The organism is Scytonema hofmannii PCC 7110 (assembly GCF_000346485.2).
GTDB lineage: Bacteria > Cyanobacteriota > Cyanobacteriia > Cyanobacteriales > Nostocaceae > Scytonema > Scytonema hofmannii.
The window spans coordinates 6106479-6125208 of the sequence record NZ_KQ976354.1 but is presented as its reverse complement, the minus strand read 5'-3'; the positions used below and the strand labels follow the sequence as shown (position 1 = coordinate 6125208).

General features: G+C 41.9%; 15 protein-coding genes and 1 pseudogene. 12 read left to right on the top strand and 4 right to left on the bottom strand.

Features of this window, described 5'->3' with window-relative positions:
- Positions 1–170 precede the first annotated feature (170 nt).
- Positions 171–518 (bottom strand): hypothetical protein, encoded by a 348-nt coding sequence (locus WA1_RS25485; protein ID WP_017739691.1) that lies wholly within the window; start codon positions 516–518, stop codon positions 171–173.
- Positions 519–1201: 683 nt separating this feature from the next.
- On the opposite strand from WA1_RS25485, the gene WA1_RS25480 reads away from it, so the two are divergent.
- The 3 genes from WA1_RS25480 to WA1_RS25470 all read left to right on the top strand — a co-directional run bounded on the left by WA1_RS25480 (position 1202) and on the right by WA1_RS25470 (position 3783).
- A complete protein-coding gene (locus tag WA1_RS25480; RefSeq protein ID WP_017739693.1) occupies positions 1202–1528 on the top strand; it encodes a DUF433 domain-containing protein in 327 nt (108 codons plus the stop codon).
- 3 nt (positions 1529–1531) lie between these two features.
- On the top strand, positions 1532–1873 hold the full coding sequence (locus WA1_RS25475; protein WP_017739694.1) for a DUF5615 family PIN-like protein: 342 nt from the start codon (positions 1532–1534) through the stop codon (positions 1871–1873).
- Between the two features lie 638 nt (positions 1874–2511).
- Positions 2512–3783, top strand: a complete 1272-nt coding sequence (locus WA1_RS25470) for an EndoU domain-containing protein (protein WP_017739695.1) — start codon at positions 2512–2514, stop codon at positions 3781–3783.
- A gap of 279 nt (positions 3784–4062) precedes the next feature.
- On the opposite strand, the gene WA1_RS25465 is transcribed toward WA1_RS25470, so the two are convergent.
- Positions 4063–4275 carry a hypothetical protein gene (locus WA1_RS25465; RefSeq protein ID WP_017739696.1) on the bottom strand — a complete coding sequence of 71 codons (213 nt, stop codon included), beginning with the start codon at positions 4273–4275 and terminating at the stop codon, positions 4063–4065.
- Between the two features lie 465 nt (positions 4276–4740).
- Here WA1_RS25465 and WA1_RS25460 point away from each other — a divergent pair, with 465 nt between their 5' ends.
- Positions 4741–5007 (top strand): hypothetical protein, encoded by a 267-nt coding sequence (locus tag WA1_RS25460; RefSeq protein WP_026134292.1) that lies wholly within the window; start codon positions 4741–4743, stop codon positions 5005–5007.
- A gap of 104 nt (positions 5008–5111) precedes the next feature.
- On the opposite strand, the gene WA1_RS25455 is transcribed toward WA1_RS25460, so the two are convergent.
- Positions 5112–8885 (bottom strand): WD40 repeat domain-containing protein, encoded by a 3774-nt coding sequence (locus tag WA1_RS25455; protein WP_017739698.1) that lies wholly within the window; start codon positions 8883–8885, stop codon positions 5112–5114.
- Between the two features lie 408 nt (positions 8886–9293).
- On the opposite strand from WA1_RS25455, the gene WA1_RS25450 reads away from it, so the two are divergent.
- Positions 9294–9701 (top strand): GFA family protein, encoded by a 408-nt coding sequence (locus WA1_RS25450; protein ID WP_017739699.1) that lies wholly within the window; start codon positions 9294–9296, stop codon positions 9699–9701.
- A gap of 9 nt (positions 9702–9710) precedes the next feature.
- Here the strand turns inward: WA1_RS25450 and WA1_RS55365 are convergent, their stop codons facing one another.
- On the bottom strand, positions 9711–9962 hold the full coding sequence (locus tag WA1_RS55365) for a hypothetical protein (RefSeq protein WP_148662766.1): 252 nt from the start codon (positions 9960–9962) through the stop codon (positions 9711–9713).
- 308 nt (positions 9963–10270) lie between these two features.
- Here WA1_RS55365 and nuoB point away from each other — a divergent pair, with 308 nt between their 5' ends.
- From nuoB to WA1_RS25420, 7 genes and pseudogenes are all read left to right on the top strand, one after another.
- Entirely contained in the window at positions 10271–10966 is a 696-nt protein-coding gene (gene nuoB / locus WA1_RS25445) for an NADH-quinone oxidoreductase subunit NuoB (protein ID WP_017739700.1), read from the top strand.
- A gap of 147 nt (positions 10967–11113) precedes the next feature.
- Entirely contained in the window at positions 11114–11716 is a 603-nt protein-coding gene (locus WA1_RS25440; RefSeq protein WP_017739701.1) for a Coq4 family protein, read from the top strand.
- Between the two features lie 68 nt (positions 11717–11784).
- A pseudogene (locus tag WA1_RS53225) lies at positions 11785–12021 on the top strand (cytochrome P450); the annotation flags it as partial.
- A gap of 1425 nt (positions 12022–13446) precedes the next feature.
- Positions 13447–14535, top strand: a complete 1089-nt coding sequence (locus tag WA1_RS25435) for a calcium-binding protein (protein ID WP_033334383.1) — start codon at positions 13447–13449, stop codon at positions 14533–14535.
- 290 nt (positions 14536–14825) lie between these two features.
- On the top strand, positions 14826–15971 hold the full coding sequence (locus WA1_RS25430; protein ID WP_026134294.1) for a calcium-binding protein: 1146 nt from the start codon (positions 14826–14828) through the stop codon (positions 15969–15971).
- A 192-nt stretch (positions 15972–16163) separates the two neighbouring features.
- The gene (locus WA1_RS25425; RefSeq protein ID WP_066613019.1) at positions 16164–17444 is read left to right on the top strand and encodes a glycosyltransferase family 4 protein; all 1281 of its coding nucleotides are present in this window, start codon (positions 16164–16166) and stop codon (positions 17442–17444) included.
- A gap of 149 nt (positions 17445–17593) precedes the next feature.
- A partial coding sequence (locus WA1_RS25420; RefSeq protein ID WP_066613018.1) for a pentapeptide repeat-containing protein occupies positions 17594–18730 on the top strand: 1137 nt, incomplete at its 3' end.

Below are 18730 nucleotides of genomic sequence, written 5' to 3'. Positions count from 1 at the left end.
TGTATTAAAAGTCAAGCGATTGCTTTTTGGGCAAAGTGTGCCAAATTTTAGCCAAGACAATCCTGAATTCAACGGCAAGGGTGGGTATTGGGGCAACGGACGATTAGTCATGAGTCGAGAGTGCGTTTAATTTTGACTTGATTTGCAAAGGCATTCGGGTTGTCAAACTCTCAAGCCCCGCTCCGATTCCGATTCCAAATAAAGTGCCATAAATCGCGAATAATATTTCTGACTTTACTTTTAGAGAATTGGGGTGTTTCCACTTTTCCAATTACATAAGGAAATTCAATCTGACCGTTGATAAAAGTGACTAATACTTTATCACCAATTTGCGGTATGTCAATACATAAACATATGCGTCCCCAGATTTCATAATTATTCCCTAAATCAAAGCAGCGTATCTGTATAAGTCGATTTCCGTATAGATCGACTATATTTGTCACCAGACCGATGATTGCACTATTAATTTGCTGACTATAAGTAGTAAAGGATGCAGGCTTGTTGAGTAAATCTTTCATAATATCCTTTTGTCAGCTTTAAAAGATGATGTTAATTTAACTAGACCAAAATCATTGTTAAATAGGTCGGCACAAATCAAGTTAACTAGGGAAGGACTTGCTAGGTAACCGCCAGGACTTACGCACTCACAGAAATTTGATGATGTGGATGAAGTCTTAGTTGATTCGCGGAATCCAAGTTAAGCCTCAATTAGCTCTCCTTCTGTATTCTTGGTAGATGTAAGCAAAATCAACTTATGCACTTTTGGAATAGAAATGGTACAATATCAGTACTATACTAGGCTTGCTAATCGTGGTCAGTCTGCTTGCAGAAGTACATCAAAGAGTTCAGGAACCGCAGATGGACGCAGACAGAGTATATTTTATTGGAATGAATAAACATGGATAAAGAAGTTGTTATATTTCTTATTAGTGCGAGTGCGGTTATTCTCTACCTGGTTTTTTCTGCGCTGACTGAAATGGGTACAAAGCTACCTTGGAAGAAATAGGTTTACTGGGTGAGTTATCCTAATACTTGTTGGTTAAGCCTTTTTTTCCTCCCCTGCGCCCCCTGCTTGTCTCACTCGACAATTTTCTCAGCCCTTGCAGTATTGGGTGAGTTATCCTTGAGCCGTCTATCCCAAAAAGAAAAAGAGAGCGCATTGACTATAATCAAACTAAGCCTCAATTAGTCTTAACTTTTTATGACTCTTAAAGAACTAGAAAATCAGATTCTCGCACTATCTACAACTGAAAAAGCAGAAATTCTCCAAAGCCTAACTAAAATTATCAGCACTGGTGCTAAGGGGATCACCAAAACACTGGGTGTCTGCGGTGGTGAAGCTTGTATTGCTGGAACTCGTATTGCGGTTTGGTTACTGGTGGAAGCACGTCAGATTGGCATAACTGAAGCTCAACTTTTGCAAGATTATCCTCACATTACTGCTGCTGATTTAGTTAATGCCTGGGCTTACGCAGATGCTTACTCAGAAGAAATCGAAGCAGCTATCCATGCTAATGAGGTTGCCTAATTGATGGCACGTTTGTACGCAGACGAGCAGTTTCCACGGAAAGTCAGCGAACTGCTTCGGACAATGGGACACGATGTTTTAACTGTACAAGAAGCTGGTAACGCAAATTTCGGTATACCAGATAATGAGGTGTTGGCGTTTGCAGTTGGGGAGAATAGGACTGTTATTACTCTCAATCGCCAAGATTTTATTCGATTGCATAAAGCTAACCCCAAGCACGCAGGTATTATTGTTTGCACAAATGATACCAATAGGCTTCAAATGGCAACTCGCATTAACGAAGCAATTATAGTCGAAGAACCGTTAGCGAGTAAGTTAATTCGTGTGGTACGTCCAGTCACTTAAAAAAGTTTTGATACCTGCTTGAAACATAAAGTGTGCGTATTTTTTATTCAAGAGCTACAAAAAATATTTTTCCATTGAGTGTCACTGGAGTAATTTTTTATTGAATAAATAAGCTGTCAGACATTTAACTTACACATTGCATTGAGATGTAGTTTTGTGGGGTGAGCATCTTGCCCGCCTACGTTCAATACGATCATTGAGGTGTCAGAACCCCGGTTTCGCACTTATTTACCGGGGTTCTAATTTTTGCTATCCCTTGTAGTATTGCGCCCACGTTATGCGATTTGGAGGTGAATTAGCTGATTTCAAATATTAATAATTTATTAATCAAAACTTAATTAAAGAATGAGAAATTAGAAGCGGTTGTTCACCAATATTTTGAGTGCAGTCTAAGAGGATGTTTTAAAAGTCCTGGCCTCAACATAATGAGCTACTATACAAACGCTCGTCTGCCTATGCGGACTAGTATTTTGAAACCCACGTAGGTGGGTTTTGCTTGTATAGACGCGAATTCCATTCGCCATTTTAATGAGTTCATTTTGAAATGAATTAGTTAAATGTAATCGCTCAACTATTGAGTGTCATTATCAACTTCTATTTCAATGAATTGTTTCGTCAAACATCTTACCCAGTTCAGTATGTCCAAATTAAATTTACTTTTGAATGTAGCAGGAGGAACTGTCCTACTGCTTACCTTTTCCGTGTCTAGTGCGAATAGCGCTACAATTTCTGAAGGGTTTGAGACTGGCTCTAAAGGCAGTTATGCAGCAGCCGATGTCAGTCTTAGTACAGGCGTTTGGAACTTGAATGATTCTCTGCTAGGCGATTTGGCAACCGATCGCAAGAGTGGGGCAAAATCTGCTCGCATTCGCAATAGCGGTAGAGTGACCATGAAATTTGACCGTACCACAGGTGCTGGCACTATCACCATTAAACACGCTAAGTTTGGGTCTGATGGTAATACGACTTGGGGAGTTTGGTGTTCAACCAATAGCGGCTCTTCCTGGACGCAAATTGGTTCTGCGATCGCAACCACCTCAACAACACTTCAAACAGCAGAGTTTACTCCCAATATCTCTGGTACAGTTCGCTGTGAAGTTCGCAAGACTGATGGAACTACAAACAGAACTAACATTGATGACATCGTCATTACCGATTATGGTTCTTCCGGTTCTCCCTCCCTACCATCCGGTTCTGTACCTTTCTTTGATAGTATTAACAACTCCGTGTCTGGCTTAGCTTATGGTAGCCCAGCAGATGTCACTCCGAGCGCTCCTGCGTTGAATAGCTTTGACACAGCGATCGTTAATCTTTGTGGCGCACCGGGTACAGTTGTCAGTCGTTCTAGCTTCCAGTCCACAATGCAAAATAACCCCACTGTCTTAGCAAACATTAAGGCATATGTAGGTGGATTTTTGGAATTTGGTCGTACTTCCGATACACAGTTCTTGGAAGACTTGACAGATGTTTGGTTTAATGTAGAGGGCTTTGACCACGTGTTCTGTGGAGAACCCGTTCAAGGAGGTTCTATTGGTGGGTTGCACTTTGTTGGTCGCTATGTGGAGCTTCAGAACGCGGGTTTAGCTGGACGTTTGGACAATAACACATTCAGAGAAGAAGTAATTCCTAACACCGTTTACACCATGGGTGTTGTCATGAAGGTAGGCAGTGGTACTGCTACGTCTACCATCAAGGGATATCCCTACACCCTCAATGCTGAAGAAATTCTGTCCATCGCATCTTTAGCTTATAAGAACAACCCTAACACTAGTTCCACAAACCAGGTTTGTAATTTGAGCGTTACTGATGATGGTAGAAACTTTACTGCTATTTTTGTGAGAAGGGAAGGCGGTGTTCGTACTTTCTATCCTGATGCAACTCCGGCTAACAATTCTCTCTGTAGTCAGTAATAACCTCTGCTTTTCTCTTTGTGCTCTTCGCGTCTATGCCTACGAGCGTTGGCATAGACCTGAACGTGGTTAAAAAATGCTTTTTGCATACTCCTCGATAATTAAGGTATCAGAACCCCGGTTTCTTGAAGAAACCGGGGTTCTAATTTCCGCTTAATAATAAAATTCAGCCCGAAAGTTATTCCAGGCTGAATCTATAGTTCCCTAAAGCTTAGTGGATTAATATTTTAACCTGTGAAACGGGTTTTAGCTTCACGTATGAACTTGAATTCAAAACGCTTATAGAACTAAGCCAAATAAGTTTTGTAGAAGATTATTGCCCACAGTATTGGTAGAATCACTAGTGCTAGCTTGACCACCGATAGCAGTGTTCGTCAGATTAATTTTAGGAGCTACTTCTAATGTTATTCCACCTTTTGTTGCATTAATCTCAGCATTTGTTAACTCTTGAACAGAGGCATTAGGCAGTTGAGAAATTGTAATCTTAGCCATGGTAAAATTGACTCCAAGTGTTGGTTATTTTTCTTTGGGATTTGATAAATGTCTTTTCTTATCCCATTCCTATAATCTCTTAATGATTATTTAATTTCAAGGCTTTCATCAATTTATAAGGAAAAAAAACCTTGAGTTATATCCTAGAGAGCTATCAAATAATCTTCCCGTTGAAAATCACTAAATTTGTGGCTTTTCCGAGACTTTTGACCCTCAAAAGATTTACTTTATTTCACTAAGACCAAAGAGGCTTTACGGGATATTAATCCAGTTTTTTAACTGTCAACTATCACATAGATAAAAACAGGATTTTTGAGATAATCACGCGTTTAAAGGGATTATTCATCTAACGCATCTACCTAAAGGTGTAAACCATAATCTTCCTTTAGGTAGCTGTCATCACACTCAAAATTTACACATTCTAGTACTAATAACTGTTTTTATTTCTCTTGGATGGTTTAACTGATGCAAGGTAAATTTCATACGACGGTTGAAGATAAGGAGGGAATGTACTACTCAGAGTTATTTAAACAGGGTGTTGAATACGATAAAGCAGCTATTGCGGCTAAAATTTTAGCTTCTGGAAAACCTGATGAAGATTTGACTCATGGAGAGATAGAACTTGTCAATGAAGTTTGCTCTGAGTGGTTAGCAAAGCACAAGCGCTACAAACATTTAAACTCGTTTTTAGGAAAGTATAAACGGGTGAGCGTGCATCTACCCGATCGCTAGAATAATTTCACGTTTCGTCTCTGCTAATTAATGTCCCAACTAATTCATCATTGGTTGGGATTTTTTATTTGGAAGTCCCTAACTGCTTAAGGTGCATTTAAACTCTACCTTTCCTCAACTGCTCCAAGAGCAAGCAAGTTTGATTTTTGTGCTTCTGTTAAACCCGTAACTCCGTAAATGTTTGTGGCTTCATAAAGACGTTCAATTCTCAAAGTCTTAATGCACTGTTTTGTCTCCATATCCCAGATTTTCAGATGAGCATCGCCATCTCCACTCGCGAAAAACTTCCCTTCAGGACTGAAAGCAACAGACATAATCCAGAAATCATGGTCGGTTAAGGTTACCATGCAACAACCTGTCGCTACATCCCAGAGTTTGATAGTACCATCGCTGCTACCAGTGGCAAGAATATTGCCCTCAGGATTGAAAGCTATTGTCCATACCCAATGAGCGTGGGCGTGCAATAGATGAAGGCATTGACCTGTTGTTATATCCCACAATCCCACAGTACCATCAGCGCTACCAGTGGCAAGGATATTTCCTTTAGGGCTGATAGCAACCCACCAAACCCAACTGCTGTGTCCTTTAATTATTTGATTGCACTGCCATGTTTCTAAATCCCAAACTCTTGCAGCTTCGTCAAAACCACCTGCTGCGAGTTTTTTGCCATCTGGGCTAAAGGAAAGCGATAATGTCACGCCTGCTGGTAGAGTTTGCACGGGTTGACCCGTTGCTACATCCCATAGTTTAATGGTGCGGTCATAGCTACTACTTGCTAGGAGATGACCATCAGGACTAAAGATGGCTCTTGTGACTGTACCTGTATGTCCTTTCAAAACTTTTAAGCACTGTCCTGTCGAAACATCCCACAATCGAATTGTTTGGTCAGCACTACTGCTTGCTATGGTACGTCCATCAGGACTAAAGACTACCGAAAATAAAAAATCAGTGTGTCCGGTAAAACGACGGTATTCACCATCCAAATTCCACAGTCTGATAATGCGATCGTAACCACCACTCACAATGGTTTTTTCTTGTTCTGTTTCTCCTTCGGAACCTATAGGAGCAAAAGCTAAGTCAGCTACCCAATTATGCATTCCTTGGAATATTCGGATACATTCTCCACTAGTAATATCCCATAGCCTTACGGAAAAGTCGTCACCACCACTAGCAAGCAGAGTTTCTTGGGGGTTGATTGCGATCGCATAAACAGAATTGTTATGTCCTTGCAAAGTTTTAATGCATCGCTTACTAGAAACATCCCAAATTCGGATTGTTGTGTCTATACTAGAGCTGGCAAGAGCATTTCCGTTATCCAAAAAAATTACTTTAGGAACTCCATTGCTGTGTCCTTCTAAAGTTCCAATACATAAGCCCTTATCCACATCCCAAAGCCTAATAATTGGATCTAAAGCTCCACTTGCAAGCATTCCTGAAGGGCTGAATGTCACAGAGCGAATGCACTCAGTATGACCTGGCAAGTTTTTGATACAGATACCCGTCGTGAATTCCCAGAGTTTGATGGTTTTATCATCACCACCACTAGCAAGAATGTTGCCATCCGGACTCAATGCCAGAGAAAAGATTGCGCTCTCATGTCCCTGTAAAATTTGAGTACATTCTCCAGTGCTAAGATTCCAAACTCGAATATCAGAGTCTGCACCTCCGCTAATGAGTAAACTACCACAAGAAGAAAAAACAATGACAAAAGCTCCTCCTGCATGACCTTGCAGAGTTCTTAAACATTGTCCAGTTGTAGTCTCCCATAATTTAATGCTGTCGTTTTGCGAACTACTAGCAAGTATGCTACCATCTAGGCTAAAAGCAACACACCAAGCAGAACCAGTATGCCCTTGAAAGCGCACGATCTGCTGACCAGTGACAGCGTTCCACAAGCAAATTTGACCTTCTGTATGAGATGTCGCAAGGATTTTGCCATCAGGACTAAACACCGCAGATACAGTGCTAGAGAAAGTTTTGGCAAAGACAGACTTAGATAAATCGCTAAGAGCAAAGTTAACTCGTTTTAAAGAAGTTTCTTGGAGATATGCTTGCCAAATTGTAAGATAAGAGAAATTATGACCAGTCAAGTCAGTTTGTATGTGACACAGTAAGTTAAGAATATTACCACCTGCATATCCTGGCTCTAGTGAGGGAAGTGGGGGAGTGAGGGAGTGAGGGAGTGAAGGAGTGGGGAGAGGAACCAGATTTTGGATTTTGAATTTTGAATTTTGAATTGATGTGTTTCGTAGTTCGTACAAAACGTGAGACAGCAGATTTTCAATTGCTGACTTGGTGCGTAAGTTTAACAGTAATTGCTCAACAACAGGCTGGAGAATCAACTTAGTTTGAGCAATCCTAATGTTATCTTTGGAAGTTGCTTTCATTAAAGCATGGCTTTGGAACAAGAGAGTAGGTGCTGAGGAAAATTCTCCTTTGTCTCCTTTTCCCCACTTCTGAATTTCAATACATACCTGTTGAACTATATTTCTTGTGACATACTCCATCACCACAGGTTGGAGAGTAAATTGTACGGAAGTTTGTGGGGCTGATTTTTTTTCAATTAAATTTCGCCTGCTAAGAGAATCCAATGCTTCCAGAAGTTTCATGGAAGATATAGGTAGGACTAAATCTTCACGCAACTCTGCTATTGTCACTGGTTCCCGATTAATGGCTAACCAGTACATTAAATCTTTCTCTAGTAACGAAACACGGTGAAATTGCTGTTCTAATAAGTCATAAATACTACCAAATACTGTAGCTCCTTGAGTCTGAAACTCTTTAATATCACCGTCAAACAATTCCTGAATTGTGGTAGCAATAATTTTCAGCGCCAGAGGATTCCCTGCGTAATGCTGTATTAAGTTTTGCCACTCTACATCCGATCCACAGAAAAAGCTTTTGGTTCTCACTAACTCTAGCGCTGCACCAGTACTTAAGCCTGGTAAATGTAAAGATCGAACGGGTAAAGTTTCACCTTCTAAAATTGTAATTTCTTGAGGCTTTTCTCGACTGGTCAGCACAACACAGCTTTGGTGAGATGTTTCTCCTACTTGCTTGAGAAGTTCTTTATAGTTTTCATAGCCCGGTTGATAATGTCCGGAGTTCTCCTGACTGGCTAATATGGATTCTACATTATCTAATACGATTAAGCAGCGATGCGATCGCAAGTGTTCCATAAGTTGTGCAATGCGTACACGCGTAGCATCTTCTTGCGAGACATCGCTACAATTTGGAGATAAGTTTATTGCTTGACCGTTTGCAAACAACTTCAGCAAACTTGTCAATAAATCTAAAAGAGACGGACTGTTACGAAGACTGCGCCAAACCACAAACTCAAATTGTGTTTGAATTTGAGTTGCTAGTTTTACCGATAGGGAAGATTTGCCAATTCCTCCCATTCCCAGCAGAACAATGAGCCGACAACGGTCATTCAAAATCCAATGTTCTAACTGAGTCAGTTCCTCTGTGCGCCCAAAAAATATCGAAACATCAACAGCTTCTCCCCAATCAAAGTGGGGAGTGGGGAATGGGGAGTGGGGAGTAGGGGGAATTTCTTCACCACTCCCGACTCCTGTACAGACGCGCCATGGCTCGTCTCTACCACTCCCCACTCTTTGATAGTCACTTGTAGCTAACTCCAAGCTAAAAGCTCTAAAAAAATACTCAAGAGTTTGCTTATCAACTCCTTCTTCCCGTGCTAGCACCTTAGAAACTGTAAAAGGAGCTAACTGAGTCCGATAGCTTAGTTCCTCCAGGGTGAACCTTGCGCCGTCATTGTCCTGGAATTCCGCCTGATACCTGGCTTCTTGTAGCTTATTCAATCCTGCAAGGCTGAGGATCACACCACGCCTGCGTTTTTGCTTGTGCTTTTCCATAGCGGAGGAGGCTCGATCAACCTTCTATTTTAAAAGCTATAAAGCAGTATGTTGAATTTTTTCAGATTTTATACAACTTACGATTATAGCAATCCTAAATCACTCATAAGAAATTCACGACCCCTTTAACCAGTAAAGTTCGCGACTAGATAAACAAAATTCACCTACGTGGGCTTTACTAGAATAACCTGCTTAGCAACCCTTTTGTCTGTATAGCCGCGATTTCTAATCTCTAAGGCTGAATTAAATTTGACATTGAGTTTGTACAATATTCCTACGAATTTTCTCACAAATCAAATAGGATTGCTATGATATCAAGTTTGAAATTTTTATTGACTATATAGTCAGTCATAAATTAAGTTGGTAGTTATGGCGACTAGTAGTTTTAGTAGAATAAGGAGCGATCGCATGAAAGGAAGCTGCGCTTGTGGTAATATCCAATACGAACTAAAAGACAAGTTTCTAATTGCTAACTATTGTCACTGTTCGACTTGTCGAAAAGTTCATGGGGCTGCCTTCGGTACTTTCGGTCATGCCAAAGCAGAAGCATTTCAGTGGATTCAAGGAGAAGAATCACTGATCGGGTATCGATCATCAGAAGGAAATGTGCGGAATTTCTGCCAGATTTGTGGCTCCAATATGCCCAGCGTCTTTGCTGAAATAAATTACGTGCGGATTCCTCTAGCAACACTGGATGACGATCCTGAAACAAAACCTGTAGTTCATTTGTACGTGAAATCAAAAGTTCCGTGGTTTGAGATTGCTGATACTTTGCCTCAGTACCCCGAAGTTGTTGACCTACGTGAATGGGTGTAGTCCTGTGTATCATCGGTACTTGATTATGTCTTTCTTCCAGTTTCTTTTAGTCGTCTCATCTGCGGGAAACAGACATTCGATCCGCAGCCGCACTGCACTACTCCCTTCCCGGTGTAAGATGACCGCTCCTGTTCTTTCTTTTTCTTGGCGTCCTTGGCTCAGGAGCGGTTTTTTAATAGGTAAGGGATGTCCAAGAAATAAATTATCCGGTGATTGTGGGACGGGCGTCCTCGCCCGTTCTATATCAGTGGCGGGCGTCAATCCCGCACCACAAGAGAAAGTTGGATATTTTTTTATTTGGAAGTCCCTAATCTTCTGGCGGAAAGGGACTAGTTGTTAAGTTAGCGTCTTAAAACCTTTATCTTTACTAGTGCAAGTCGAGACGTTATCGGAAACTGTAGTTATTGCTGATGTAGTTATCAACAAGCCAAAAGAAGTTGCGATCGAGAGCTTCTTTTAGAAAGGTTGTTTTCGTGAGTAGCGTTTGGTGTCATAGTTGACTTTTATACCAAAATATGCATTAAACGCATTTTTCAAGAACTTATTCAAATTTTTTGGGGGACTTACCCATGACTAACTCTGTCATTAATCCTATTGAGCATCCACAAATAACGCAACAACTTTCTGAAAATCTTATTCTCACCACTGTAGACGACCTGTACAACTGGGCAAAGATGTCTAGTTTATATCCCTTGATGTTTGGGACAGCCTGCTGCTTTATGGAATTTATGGCTGCTTATGCTTCCCGATTTGATATGGAAAGATTTGGCATGATTCCCCGTGCAACTCCCCGACAAGCAGATTTGCTGATTACCGCAGGTACAATTACCATGAAGTATGCGCCAAACTTGGTGCGGCTTTACGAACAAATGCCAGAACCAAAATATGTCATCGCCATGGGAGCATGCACAATCACTGGTGGTATGTTCTGTACCGATTCTCCTTCTGCTGTTCGAGGCGTAGATAAGTTAATTCCAGTTGATGTTTACATACCGGGATGTCCTCCTAGACCAGAGGCTGTGATTGATGCCATCATCAAATTGCGGAAAAAGATTGCCAACGAGAGCATACAAGATAGGCATCAAATTCAGCAATCTCACCGCTACTACAGCACTACCCATAAAATGAAAGTTGTCAGCCCTATTAATGATGGGCAATACTTGAAAAGCTCAACACGAGTTGCACCACCACAAGAAATTGCTGCAGCTACAGGGTTGGAATTTCCTTTAGCTCTTCAACCTGCTACAAACTCTCGTGATTTGTAAATCGGCGCAAATAAAAATCCTAGGTTGGGGACAAGAGAACCATTCCCTACTCCCCACTCCCTATGGTATTCCACCTGTGAGCGGCGATTGTTCGTGATTTAGAGTAATATTTAATCGCAGCCTGTAGTAGATGAACGCGGATAAAATATGTTTGCTAAACTTCAAAAAATTAAAGCGCTTGAAGCTTATAGAAAATCTGATAATCTTGGTGATTTTGCTATTTTAAAAGCAGATTTATTAGGTGCAAAAGCCGACCCGATAGTAGTATCTAAATTGCAACAAGTTGTGGGGTACCACTCTTATATTAACTTGGAAGAATTGAGCAAATATCCCAAAGGAACTTTTGGACGAGAATATGCAGATTATATGCAGGCAAATAATTTGAAGCCGTTTAATGTTAGTTCTGAACTAGAGGAGGTTGCCAAACGCAATGTCTTTGCTCTGAGGTATGTTGTTACTCACGATATTTTTCATCTCTTGCTGGGCTTTGACACTAGTTATGCAGGAGAAATAGGCATATATGCTTTTGCCTCTGCTCAAAATTATAGCAAATCTTTAAAAATTAGTCTGTGGTTTGCAAAATTGCTTTATCCTCTCTTAGCTCCTCAACAACGCCAAGACATCTCTGATAATGTAAACAAAGGCTTTGAACTTGGCAAAAAAGCAGAATTTCTCTTAGGATTTCGTTTTGAAGAACACTGGGGAGAACAAATCAGTGAATTGAGAGAGCGATTGGGTTTACTACCCTAAACGTATTGATATAGAATTGGTATAACCACTGCACAGACGCAAGGATCTGCGCCCCTACTAACCTCTAACCAAAGCAATTTAAGCCAGAAATATTTTTAGAACGGCAGTTTTATCCCTATGAATATTTCCCTTTTGGTAGAGGAAATCGGCACTGTCTTGGCATGGCGTTTGCCATGTTTGAAATAAAATTAGTACTGGCTGCTATATTATCACATAACTCATTCACTCTTGCTGAAAAGCAACCTTTACTACCTGTCCGTCGCGGTCTAACATTTGTACCAAAGGTAGGTGTACGATTGGTATGAAAGGAACGAAAATAATGTTTGCCAACAACCAAGCGTTCTAATTTTTTGCTTCGTTAGAAATATACGTAGGTAGAGCGAAACTTTCAAGGAAATGTATGGACAACACTTACCGTAGCAGTACAAAAAGCTGAAAACGCAGGCGCTACTCTTATTATTAAAATGCCGCCAGTCCATACTTATAATTAGTGGGAGAAAAACTCCTACCTATTCTCCATCTGATGTATAGCATTGTAAAAAGAAGCATTGGAGCTTGGTTGGAAATCTTCTAAACATTGTAGTACGTTTGAAATGTTATATTTTATCCAACTTTTCCTACTTGATTTTTCTGTTGCAACAATATTGACAAAATTAATTCACTTTTTGCACTTTAGAAATTAATTTTGCTGTGATGCATGGTGCGTAATATCTCTTGCTGGATTATTGTTAAATGCTGACATAAAAGTAGATACCGTTGAGCAGGTATTTGCAGTAGATTCTGACGATTGTGTAGGCAAGCCAATAGATAACATCCAACTAATCATATTTTTATCACTTATATCAAACAGAATTAGGACAAAATGCTGTTCTACTAATTTTGGTATAACTCATTGACGAGCTTAGATTCGTTGTGATATAAAAAGAACGAGATCAAAACAAAAAAAATAAAGAACACAAAACATAATCTAATGCTTATTGGTTGTACAGATTGTATTGGGTGCATCTGATTGAGAATTAAATAAGTTAGCATTGATTTGTAAGAAAAAAGTGTTCTTATTAAATTTTGGTGAGAAGTAAAAGAAATCCCTGTTGCGATATCCTTTGTGCTTCTCTATCCAAAAGAAATTTTCTAAGCCCCAATACTTTTTTGTAAGTTAACAACTCAATGAACGAGGAGAATTCAGCAATTTTCGAGTCTGGAATTTGCATAAATTGTGTGCGAGTGAATGTTAAATTAAGTCGCGACGAAACAGTTATTTAAACTGGAGGAGTCCCGTATTGCACTGCTTCCTTTGTTTGTTCGTGGAGGAACAAGAAATACTATTCTGGTTCTACCTTGTAGAGCAATTCGTGGAATATTGTGTATCCTGAATACTAAAACATCGATTCAGTAATTCCGATTGACGGTGAAAAGCTTACCGTTTCGGCACTCTCAAGCCTGTCATCTACCGCCAGCAATCTACCGAGTGACTATCACTGAATTGGTGTTCTAGCTTTTGATTTTTTTCGATCTACTCTTTTTTATTCAACAGAGATATTTTTACAATGCCACGCATACTCTGTGGACAGGTTTTATAACTTGTTTTCTGCGGAATGCTGACGCAAACGTGTATCGTCTCCTGTCAAGAAGAATGCAAGAGTTTGGTCTGGAAAAATGAAAACCATAGCCTATTTCCTTTGGAATACCAGGGTTTTGGCAAGTTAAATAATCAAGAAAAGGAGATGGCTATGAGTACTATTACTGGTACTGGGGGGAATGACACCCTCTTCGGTATCGACGCAAACGATTTGATTCGTGCTCTAGGAGGGAATGACTTCGCCGATGGTGACGATGGCGATGATACTCTCTTGGGTGGAGCGGGTTCTGATACCCTGTTGGGTAACGATGGAACTGACTCTCTTGACGGTGGCGATGGTACAGACTTTCTTTATGGCGATGATGCTGATGACTTTCTCAATGGCGGAAATGGCAACGATTTCCTGAATGGTGAAAATGGGAATGACTTCCTCAATGGCGGTAATCAGAATGACACGCTCTTTGGTCAGGAGGGTGAAGACACTCTTTTAGGCTCTGCTGGAGATGATTTTCTTGGTGGGGTTATATTTGACGAAGCAGGCAATATCGAAGGTGAGTCTGGCAATGATTCCCTGAGTGGCGGAGACGGTAATGACACTATTGATGGTTGGGATGGAAATGACACCATTTTAGGCGGAAATGGTTTTGACTCCCTCCTAGGTGGAGATAGCAGTGACTTGATTGAGGGTGGAGAAAATGCTGATACCCTTGATGGTGGCGTGGGAGATGACACTCTGAATGGTGGGAATGATACAGACTTCCTCAAGGGTGACATAGGCAGTGATACTCTCAATGGTGGAGCAGGTAACGACGTCCTCTATGGTGAGGGTGGCGATGATCCACTCAATGGCGGAAATGACATTCTCAATGGCGGAGACGGCAATGATACCCTCATTGGTGGCGTTGGTAACGACACGCTGATTGGCGGTGCGGGTACTGACAGCTTTCTCTTCAATAACCCCGATGAAGGATTTGATAACATTACAGATTTTTCTGTCGTTAATGACACTATCTATGTGTCGGCTGATGAGTTTGGTGGTGGGCTACAGCCAGGCGTACTCACAGCAAATCGATTTCACTTGGGTTCACTAGCAAGTGATGCCTTAGATAGGTTTATTTACGACAGAAGCATAGGTATCCTGTACTTTGATGTCGATGGTACAGGTAGCGCTTCACAAATAGAGCTAGTCGGACTGTCTAACAATCCGGCGATCGCGAGAAATGATATTGTTGTCATCTAATACCAAGTAGTAGTCAACCATCAGCTATCAGCTGATTGCTGATAGGTAGTAATGAAAGACTATGTTGGAATCCAACTTGGTATAAGTATCGCAAACAGACAGTCTGTAGACTCTCAATTGTGGAGCGATCGATCGTGCAACTTCTCACCATGCCTTTGGCACCCGATATCAAGTTTGAAAGAGGGGAGTGGTGAGAGTTGCAAAAACAAACTAACAGGACTTGATACCGTGCATTAAGTCCGTTCAAGTGACACAACACAATTCTTAATTCTTTTTGAAAGGATAAATTTATGGTAGTTAGAAACGGAACACTGGAATCAGATACCCTTCAAGGTAGTAATCAAGCCGACACGCTGCGCGGTCAGGCTGGTGAAGACCTTTTAATTGGCTTAGGCGGTAATGACCTCCTTCAAGGTGGACTCGATAAAGACACTCTGTTTGGTGGAGCTGGTGCTGATAGATTATTTGGGGATGATGGTGAAGATGAACTGTATGGTGAGGCTGGTAATGATATCCTCAATGGTGGGCTAGATAAAGACGTTCTGTTTGGTGGAGATGGTGCTGACAGCTTACTTGGGGGTGCAGGCGAGGACGAACTGTATGGTGAAGAAGGCAATGACACCCTCAATGGCGGACAAGCTCTTAGTGATGACAAAGATTTATTAGATGGGGGTGCGGGCAATGACTATCTCTTTGGTGGTTTTGAAGATACTGTACTTGGTGGTGACGATGCAGACACGGTGATTGGTAGCAGCTCTGATGACTTGCTTTACGGCGATGACACAGAAGGATTGATTGAAGGTGGTAATGACGTCCTCTTAGGCGGAGGTGGTAGCGATACTCTCTACGGTGGAGGTGGTGACGACAGTCTCAACGGTGAGGCTGGCACTAACACCTTGTATGGAGAGGGTGGCAATGACACTCTCCAGGGTGGCGCTGAAAGTGATTACCTTGAGGGTGGAGATGGCGCTGACAGAGTTTTAGGTGGAGGTGGCAATGACACTCTTTACGGTGATGGAGAGGATACGCTTGGTGGCGATGACGTCGTTAACGGTGGTGCTGGTGATGACTTCCTTGATGGCGGTGCTGGTGCCGACAGGGTTATAGGCGAATCTGGCAATGACACCCTCACTGGCGGTGAAGCAGACGGAGTCACTGACAACTTGACTGGTGGAGCGGGCAGTGACTTCTTTGTCTTATCATCTGTTGATTTTGAGCCTGGCGAACCTCGTCCAGCAGGTGACAGAATCAATGACTTTGAGGTTGGCGTAGATTTCTTTGAGGTCGATGTACCGTTTGAAGACCTTACTTTAACCGATGTCATTATTAATGGTCAAGCGAGTACTCGGATATCAATTACTGAAACTGGCGAAGTTTTAGCGAACGTCATTAACGTATCTTCCGAAAACTTTACTGCAGCAGATTTTATCGCTTAGGAAATGGGCAACCAGGCGGGTGAACTTAGATAGCTCTGAGCCACACGCCTCTTGAGTTACCCTGAACAAATTCACTGTCTTCATCTTAGTCTCTCCTGCTGTCTCTTACCAAAGGGACAGTGGGATTAAAATCACAAAAAGAATTCGGAATTCTGAACTTTATATTTCCGAGTTCATTTCACTCAACCAATCATGCGAATTTTATTCCTGCACCCCAATTTTCCAGCCCAGTTTCGTCACGTGGCTGCGGCTTTAGCTCAAGACAAACGACACCAAGTGGTTTTTGGCACCACCCGTCGTGAGGGTAGTATCCCTGGTGTTCATAAGGTCATCTATACCTCAAAACGAGAAGCGCGACCTGAAACCCATCACTACGTCAGACCGTTAGAAAATGCTGTGCTTCAAGGTCAGGCTGTTTATCGCATGGCGGAACAACTTTCTTCTCGTGGGTTTGTTCCGGATGTTGTCTACGGTCATTCCGGTTGGGGTCCAACTCTGTTAATTAAAGATATTTTCCCAAAAGCGCAATTACTTTGTTATTTTGAATGGTTTTACCACGCTCATGGCACCGATGCCGATTTTGACCCCAATGAACCCCTGAATGCTGACGATGAAGCACGCATTCGGCTGAAAAATGCGCCGATCTTAATGGATTTATACAGTTGCGATCGCGGTCTTTCTCCTACCAATTGGCAAAAGCAACAATTTCCCAAAGAATATCACAGTAAAGTTACTGTATGTCATGATGGGATTGATACAAATTTCTTTTGCCCCAAGCCAGGAGCAAAATTAGTATTACCGCGCATCAATTTAGACCTGTCCCACGCAGAAGAACTGGTGACTTATGTCGCCAGGGGTATGGAACCGTATCGTGGTTTTCCGCAGTTTATGGAGGCGGTGGCTTTACTTCAGGAGCGGCGACCCCAGTGTCACGTGGTCATTGTGGGAGAAAACCGGGTCGCCTACGGGAAATCATTGCCAGAAGGCAAAACATACAAACAGGCGATGTTGGAAAAATATGACCTCGACCTCAACAGAGTTCATTTTACAGGTTGGTTGCCTTATTCAGAATACTTGCAAGTTCTGCAAGCATCCTCTGTACACGTTTATCTCACTCGTCCCTTTGTCTTGTCTTGGTCAATGCTAGAAGTCTTATCAGCAGGTTGCTTGCTAGTAGCTTCCAACACTGCACCCGTCACCGAGGTCATCCGAGATGGTGTCAATGGTTTGTTAGTTGACTTTTTTTCAGCTCGTGAAATCTGCGCTCGCATCGAAGAAGCACTCCAGCATCCAGAAAAAATGGCAGCTATTCGCGAACGAGCACGGCAAACAATTCTAGAGCACTATGACTTGTCGCAATTGTTACCGCAGCACCTGCAATGGATACAGCAGCAAGAAGAGAGCAACAAAGTACTGACTTGGGCTGATAAAGCGAAGACGACAAGTCTTATTTCACGCGATCGCGTCTCTTAACAGTTTAGTGAAAGCAGTCACTTAAGGTAACTGTTATCAAAATTCGCAAATCAAGTTTCTGTAAGAAGCGCGACTCATTTTCGCTTCAGATTGCACCTACAGTTTTTTGACAAATTAGGGAACTTTTACATTTTTTAGAGGGATTGCATATGCCAGCTTTCAACTATAGCGAACAAACTCTGGTAGGAAATCACTTTAGCAACCAAAACCTGAATGGCTCGACGTTTTTCAAAGCCAAGTTGAACGGCGTTCAATTTGTGAGAACACAGCTCAGAGGTACTAACTTTGAAGAAGCGGAGCTGCTCAACGTGGATGCATCTCATGCCATTTTTGCCCCTAACAATAACTTTCCGCAACCAGCGACATTCTTCAAAGCAAAATTGGAGAATGTTAATCTCAGTGGAGCCAACCTGAGACAAGCTAATTTGTCGTTGATTACCACCAAATTCATTAACCTGTCAAATGCCGATCTAACTAATGCTAACTTGCAAGAAGCCAATCTCAGTGGCGAACAATCTGAACGACCCAACCTTAGAGGGGCGAATTTTACAGGAGCCAATCTAGACAAAGCGAATCTCAAAGCCGCTGACTTAACGGGTGCCACACTAGTCAATGCCACGCTCGAAGAGACGAACTTTGAAGCAACTCTTTTCATAAATGTCAATGCCACAGGTGCTGACTTCCGACTAGCAAAACTTACGGATATTACCCTGCAAAACTCTATTTTTGACCTAGCTAATCTCAGTAATGTCTCTCTCAGTGATGCTCCACTCGATCCCAGCCAACCGGGTAATGTCAGATTTCGTGGCGCTAATTTAAGCAACTTTCTTGCAGATGATGCTGTTTTAAAGGGTGCTGATTTTAGTCCCTTTGTCGCGACTAATGGCAGTATTACAGTTACAAATCTCAGTGGGGCCAAATTTGACGACACCGACTTGAGTGGAGCTAACTTTACTCAAGCTCATGCCGAAGGTCTCTTCTTCAACGGAACTGCTATTGGTGCGAATTTTACCAATGCCAACCTGAGAAATGCCGATCTGTCTAAAGGCGACTTCACAAACGCCACTTTTGTAGGAGCGGATCTCACGGGTGCGATCGCCGTTGATGCTATTGGTTTGTACCTTGGAGATGTCAATGACAACACCCTCAATGGAACAGACAACAACGATAACCTCTTTGGCAATGATGGGAATGATACCCTCAGTGGTAGTGCTGGCAATGATTTTCTTGATGGAGGTATAGGCAGCGACTCTCTGGTCGGTGCTGGCGGGAATGATACTCTCTTT

Bases quoted from the DNA above. Each gene is read 5' to 3' on its own strand.
- WA1_RS25455 (WP_017739698.1), bottom strand. From the start codon at position 8,885: ATGGAAAAGCACAAGCAAAAACGCAGGCGTGGTGTGATCCTCAGCCTT.
- WA1_RS25485 (WP_017739691.1), bottom strand. From the start codon at position 518: ATGAAAGATTTACTCAACAAGCCTGCATCCTTTACTACTTATAGTCAG.
- WA1_RS25450 (WP_017739699.1), top strand. From the start codon at position 9,294: ATGAAAGGAAGCTGCGCTTGTGGTAATATCCAATACGAACTAAAAGAC.
- WA1_RS25435 (WP_033334383.1), top strand. From the start codon at position 13,447: ATGAGTACTATTACTGGTACTGGGGGGAATGACACCCTCTTCGGTATC.
- WA1_RS25465 (WP_017739696.1), bottom strand. From the start codon at position 4,275: ATGGCTAAGATTACAATTTCTCAACTGCCTAATGCCTCTGTTCAAGAG.
- WA1_RS25480 (WP_017739693.1), top strand. From the start codon at position 1,202: ATGACTCTTAAAGAACTAGAAAATCAGATTCTCGCACTATCTACAACT.
- WA1_RS25460 (WP_026134292.1), top strand. From the start codon at position 4,741: ATGCAAGGTAAATTTCATACGACGGTTGAAGATAAGGAGGGAATGTAC.
- WA1_RS25425 (WP_066613019.1), top strand. From the start codon at position 16,164: ATGCGAATTTTATTCCTGCACCCCAATTTTCCAGCCCAGTTTCGTCAC.
- WA1_RS25470 (WP_017739695.1), top strand. From the start codon at position 2,512: ATGTCCAAATTAAATTTACTTTTGAATGTAGCAGGAGGAACTGTCCTA.
- WA1_RS25475 (WP_017739694.1), top strand. From the start codon at position 1,532: ATGGCACGTTTGTACGCAGACGAGCAGTTTCCACGGAAAGTCAGCGAA.
- WA1_RS25440 (WP_017739701.1), top strand. From the start codon at position 11,114: ATGTTTGCTAAACTTCAAAAAATTAAAGCGCTTGAAGCTTATAGAAAA.
- WA1_RS25430 (WP_026134294.1), top strand. From the start codon at position 14,826: ATGGTAGTTAGAAACGGAACACTGGAATCAGATACCCTTCAAGGTAGT.
- nuoB (WP_017739700.1), top strand. From the start codon at position 10,271: ATGACTAACTCTGTCATTAATCCTATTGAGCATCCACAAATAACGCAA.